4 protein-coding genes are annotated in these 5030 nt (G+C 28.6%); 3 read left to right on the top strand and 1 reads right to left on the bottom strand.

Annotated elements, in window-relative coordinates:
- Positions 1–247 precede the first annotated feature (247 nt).
- Positions 248–1408: an alanine racemase gene (alr, locus tag I2E98_RS15485; RefSeq protein WP_195469771.1), complete on the bottom strand. Its 1161-nt coding sequence runs from the start codon at positions 1406–1408 to the stop codon at positions 248–250.
- A 215-nt stretch (positions 1409–1623) separates the two neighbouring features.
- On the opposite strand from alr, the gene I2E98_RS15480 reads away from it, so the two are divergent.
- The 3 genes from I2E98_RS15480 to I2E98_RS15470 all read left to right on the top strand — a co-directional run bounded on the left by I2E98_RS15480 (position 1624) and on the right by I2E98_RS15470 (position 4923).
- Positions 1624–2862, top strand: a complete 1239-nt coding sequence (locus tag I2E98_RS15480; RefSeq protein WP_195469770.1) for a U32 family peptidase — start codon at positions 1624–1626, stop codon at positions 2860–2862.
- Positions 2863–2936: 74 nt separating this feature from the next.
- Positions 2937–3911, top strand: coding sequence for a DUF4474 domain-containing protein (locus I2E98_RS15475; RefSeq protein WP_195469769.1), 975 nt, complete (start codon positions 2937–2939; stop codon positions 3909–3911).
- Positions 3912–4017: 106 nt separating this feature from the next.
- Positions 4018–4923, top strand: coding sequence for a metallophosphoesterase (locus tag I2E98_RS15470; protein WP_195469768.1), 906 nt, complete (start codon positions 4018–4020; stop codon positions 4921–4923).
- Positions 4924–5030: the final 107 nt, after the last annotated feature.

Raw genomic sequence — 5030 nt, 5'->3', positions numbered from 1 at the left:
TTGGTGGGGGAAAACTTGAAAAAATGAGTTTGTAAAACCGCACCAAAACAAGGTTTTGGGGGTTATGCAATAGACTAAAATAGTTAACTTTTAAGGGGGATGCAGAAAATTGTAGATCTAAGTTTTGAAGCCAGTGATAGAGAAAAATTAATGATATTACCGGAAGAAAGTATTATATGACTTATTGGAGGTTATATCATTAATTTTCGTCATCACGGCATTAACGCTTTAGTTCGCAATTTAATTATTAAACATTATTTTTTACATGAATTATTTGCCCATTTTTAATGTAAGCTCTAGGAACTCTCTTTTTTAATAAACAAAGAACTTCATAATTTATACTATCCATACATTTAGCAAGGTCATCAGCATTAAATTTAATACCATTACTTTCACCTAGTAATATAACTTCATCTCCAGTTTTAACATCATCTATATCAGTAACATCAATCATAAATTGATCCATACAAATGTTACCTACTATAGGAGCAAGCTGACCATTAACAATAACCTTAGCCTGGTGTTTTAATGTTCTAATATATCCATCTGCATATCCAATAGGAATAGTTGCAATTTTACTTTTTCTAGATGTTTTAAAAGTTCTATTGTAACTAATATACATACCACTTTCTAATTCTTTAACATGAGCAATTTTAGCTTTTAAAGTTAAAGCAGGTTTAATTGATAAGTTTTCTTTTTTAACTTCATTTGAAGGGTAATATCCATAAAGAATAATTCCAGCTCTTACAGCATCTAAATAGGTATTAGGTAAATCTATAATTGCAGCGCTATTAGATGCGTGCTTTAAAGGTATATTAATTCCTTGTTTTTCTAGATTATTGATAAAATCATAAATTTGGTTAAATTGATATTGAGTATACTCCTTATCTTCTTCATCAGAACTAGAGAAGTGAGTAAATATTCCAATAACATCTAAACCATCTAAAGCACAAATTTCGCAAATAGACTTGAAGCTTTCATCGCTAGGAAGGAATCCAATTCTACCCATACCAGTATCTATAGCTATGTGAACTTTTACTTTTTTATTAAGGCTTCTTGCTAAAGTAGATAATTCCTTTGCATAATCTAAATCATAAATTGTTTGCTCTATATCATAATTAATTAATTCTTCACCTAAATATAATGGTGTATACCCAAGTATCATTATAGGGGCTGTAATGTTATTATTTCTAAGTTCAATTGCTTCAGTAAGCATTGCAACAGCTAGTCTAGAAGCACCATTTTCTAAAAGGCAAGGGGCTACATCTAAAGCACCGTGCCCATATGCATCAGCTTTTACGACAGCCATAACTTCTTTATTTCCAGCTAATTTCTTTATATTTTTCATGTTATTTGCAAGTATATCTAAATCTATTTCAGCCCATACGGGTCTCATTATCTTTTCCATAACTACACCTCAAATTTTTTATATCTTACTATTATTGTAATAAAAATATTAAAAAATGATAAGTACCACTGATAATATAAATTTTAACAGTAGTGGTACTATGATAGTTGAAATAGCTATTTTGGTAGTATTGTATTAGTTTTTAGATTGAATTAAATAAATAGTAGTATATAATAAAAGCATAAATTATAAATATAGTAAAAGGATGAATTCTTATGACAACAAAATATAAAAAGCCAGAATTATTAGCTCCTGCAGGGAGCTTAGAAAAATTAAAAATTGCTTTTCAATATGGAGCCGATGCGGTTTATTTTGGTGGAGAAGCATTTTCATTAAGAGCAGCAGCACAAAATTTTTCATTTGAGGAGATAAAGGAAGGTGCTGAATTAGCTCATAGTTTAGGAAAGAAGATATATTGTACAGTAAATGTAATGCCAAGAAATGAAGGGATAGAAAAGTTACCAGAATTCTTAAAAAGTCTTGAAGAAGCTAAAGTTGACGCAGTTTTAGTATCAGACCTTGGAGTTTTTAGAACTGTTCAAAAGCATACTAATTTACCAATACATATTAGTACACAAGCCAATACAGTAAATTATGAAGGATGTAATATGTGGCATGATTTAGGTGCAGAACGTGTAGTTTTAGCTAGAGAATGTTCATTAAAGGAAATAAAGGAAATTAGAGAGCATATACCAGAAGAATTAGAACTAGAAGTTTTTGTGCATGGAGCTATGTGTATGTCATATTCAGGAAGATGTTTACTTTCAAGTTATATGACAGGAAGAGATTCTAATAGAGGAGCTTGTGCACAATCTTGTAGATGGAAGTATTCTTTAGTAGAAGAAAAGAGACCTAATCAATATTTCCCTATTGAAGAGGATCAACATGGTACATATATAATGAATTCAAAGGATTTATGTATGATAGAGCATTTACCAGAGCTTTTAGAAGCTGGAATTTCATCTTTAAAAATTGAAGGTAGAAATAAGAGTGAATATTATGTTGCTATAGTTGTTAATGCTTATAGAAAGGCAATAGATTTATATTATGAAGATCCAGAAAATTATAAATTACCTAAAGTTTTAAGGGATGAAATGTACAAGGTTAGTCATAGAGAATATAATACTGGATTCTTCTTTAGTGAACCTAAGAGTGATGCAATAATTTATCATACAAATGATCATGTTAGAGAGTATGATGTAGTTGCTATAGTTCATGAATATGATGAAGAAAGTCAAATTGCATTATGTAAGCAAAGGAATAAATTTGTAAAGGGAGATAAGGTGGAAATATTAACTCCAGGTGAATTTGGAGAAAGCTTTATTGTTGAAGAACTTTATAACGAAGATGGAGAAGCTATAGAAGGATGCCCACATCCAGGAATGATGTGTAAAGTTAAAGTACCATTTAAAGTTGGTAAAAACTCATTTTTAAGAAAAGAGTTGATTAAATAAATTTGTAGCAAAAAGTATTAACATAAAAATTCATTTTGAATATTATGTAGTATAAATAATATGAGGTGGGTTTTGTGGCTACAAATGATAATTTTTTAGAAAAAATTGATAATTTGAATAATATACTTTTAAAATTAATACTAAAAATATATTCTATTAATAACTTTTATGGAGATGAAAATTTTAAAAAATCAATATCAGAATTAAAAAATTATATTGATTCAAGTGGACGAATAGAATCAGTAGTATATGATTCTATAAACCAAGCAGGTTTTGATTATGATAATGAGCAAGGAATTTTTTATTCAATGATTGATGCATGGCAACATGATTACGGTTATTGTAGATTTTATGATGAATGTTCTGCGCCATTACGCATGATATTTGATTGTGAACCTATTTATTTTAACTACAATAATAAGAGATGGCTTATTGAATTTTGGAAAGGACAGTACGGAATTTGCACAGGGGTTGAAGTTGGAGTGTATGCTTCAGAAATAACTATATATAATGAAAGAATGGATAGTAAGAATATATTTTATGATAAAATAAGCCCTGAAGAATTCTTGGATATTTCCATTGTTGTTAGGAAAAATGGAGAAGGTATTTTCGAAAGAAAAGATAAACATTGGTGGTTAACAGGATTTATTCTTGGAGAATTTTCTGAGCCAAATGAGTTATCAGTAGATATAAATATAACGTTAATAGATGAAGAAATGAGAGATGCATTTATACAAGGGTTAAATTATGCTGGATATGACAATGAAGAAATTAAAATAAAAGGGAACAGTGTAGAGATATTCTTTGATAAACCAAAAACAGAGCAACCATATACGAATACTAAACTTTTAAACTATATGATGCAAAGAAGAAATAAAGATTTATGTAATGTTTATAATAGTATAACTAAACAATATAAAAATTATGATGAAAAGATTAATGCTGTAAAGCAACAATCACCATTACTATATGGACAAATTATGAATATTGGTAGATGGAAATGCATAATTGATTTATACAATTTATATAAATTAACTAAAGATAGTTAATAAAAGGACAGAAATTAATTTACTTAATAAATTAATTTCTGTCCTTTAAGTATTTTTATAGGGAGTTCATAGAAAATATACTAAATAATTTGGGGGGAGAGTATAAATGAATCACTTTAAAAGAATATCTAAAGTTTTTAAAGAAGCTTATGAAATATCTTTTGATAATGAATCAAGAATTGTATTGATGAGTGATTGTCATAGAGGAACTGGTGATTGGAGTGACACATTTCTAAAAAATCAAAATATTTATTTTAGTGCATTGATGAATTATTATGAGAATGGATATACCTATATAGAATTAGGTGATGGAGATGAACTTTGGGAAAATAAAAGGATGAATGATATTTTAGAAATTCATAATAATGTTTTTTGGATTTTAAATGAATTATACTGTTCTGGAAGATTTCATATGATTTATGGAAATCATGATATGATTAAAAAGGAACAGAAGTTTATTAAAAAGTGTTTATGCAAATGCTTAAATAGAGAAGGGGTAAGATATGAGCCACTTTTTAAGGATTTTTGTGTTCATGAGGGAATAATCTTAAAATATAATAATAGTGAAAAAAAGATTTTTTTATTACACGGGCATCAGGGGGATTTACTAAATGATAGCTTATGGAAGTTAAGTAGATTTCTCGTTAGGTATTTATGGAAACCGCTAGAAAATTTTGGAGTGAAGGATCCTACTAGGGCAGCTAAAAGTTATAAAGAGAAAAATAAAGTGGACAAGAGGTTAAGTGAATGGGCAGTAAGAGAAAATGTCATTGTTATAGCAGGGCATACTCATCGACCTATGTTTCCGGATGTTGGTGAAGTGCCATATTTCAATGATGGAAGTTGTGTTCATCCAAGATGTATAACAGCCATTGAAATATTAGATGGATATATATTATTAGTAAAATGGAGTATAAAGACTGATAAAGATGGCATGTTATATATTGGAAGAGATATATTAGAAGGTCCAACAGATATTAATGAATATTTTAATAGTATGATAAGGAATTGATATTAAAAAAGAGCATCTATGTTTAGGTGCTTTTTTAATGTATAGGAAAGTATAAAAATTTCAATGGCTGAAAGTTAGATAAAATCTAGCTTTCAGCCATTTTTTGT

The organism is Clostridium sp. D43t1_170807_H7, from assembly GCF_015555905.1.
Classification (GTDB): Bacteria; Bacillota; Clostridia; order Clostridiales; family Clostridiaceae; genus Clostridium.
The sequence above is the reverse complement of the archived record's forward strand: the minus strand, read 5'-3'. Positions and strand labels throughout refer to the sequence as shown.

Bases quoted from the DNA above. Each gene is read 5' to 3' on its own strand.
- alr (WP_195469771.1), bottom strand. From the start codon at position 1,408: ATGGAAAAGATAATGAGACCCGTATGGGCTGAAATAGATTTAGATATA.
- I2E98_RS15480 (WP_195469770.1), top strand. From the start codon at position 1,624: ATGACAACAAAATATAAAAAGCCAGAATTATTAGCTCCTGCAGGGAGC.
- I2E98_RS15470 (WP_195469768.1), top strand. From the start codon at position 4,018: ATGAATCACTTTAAAAGAATATCTAAAGTTTTTAAAGAAGCTTATGAA.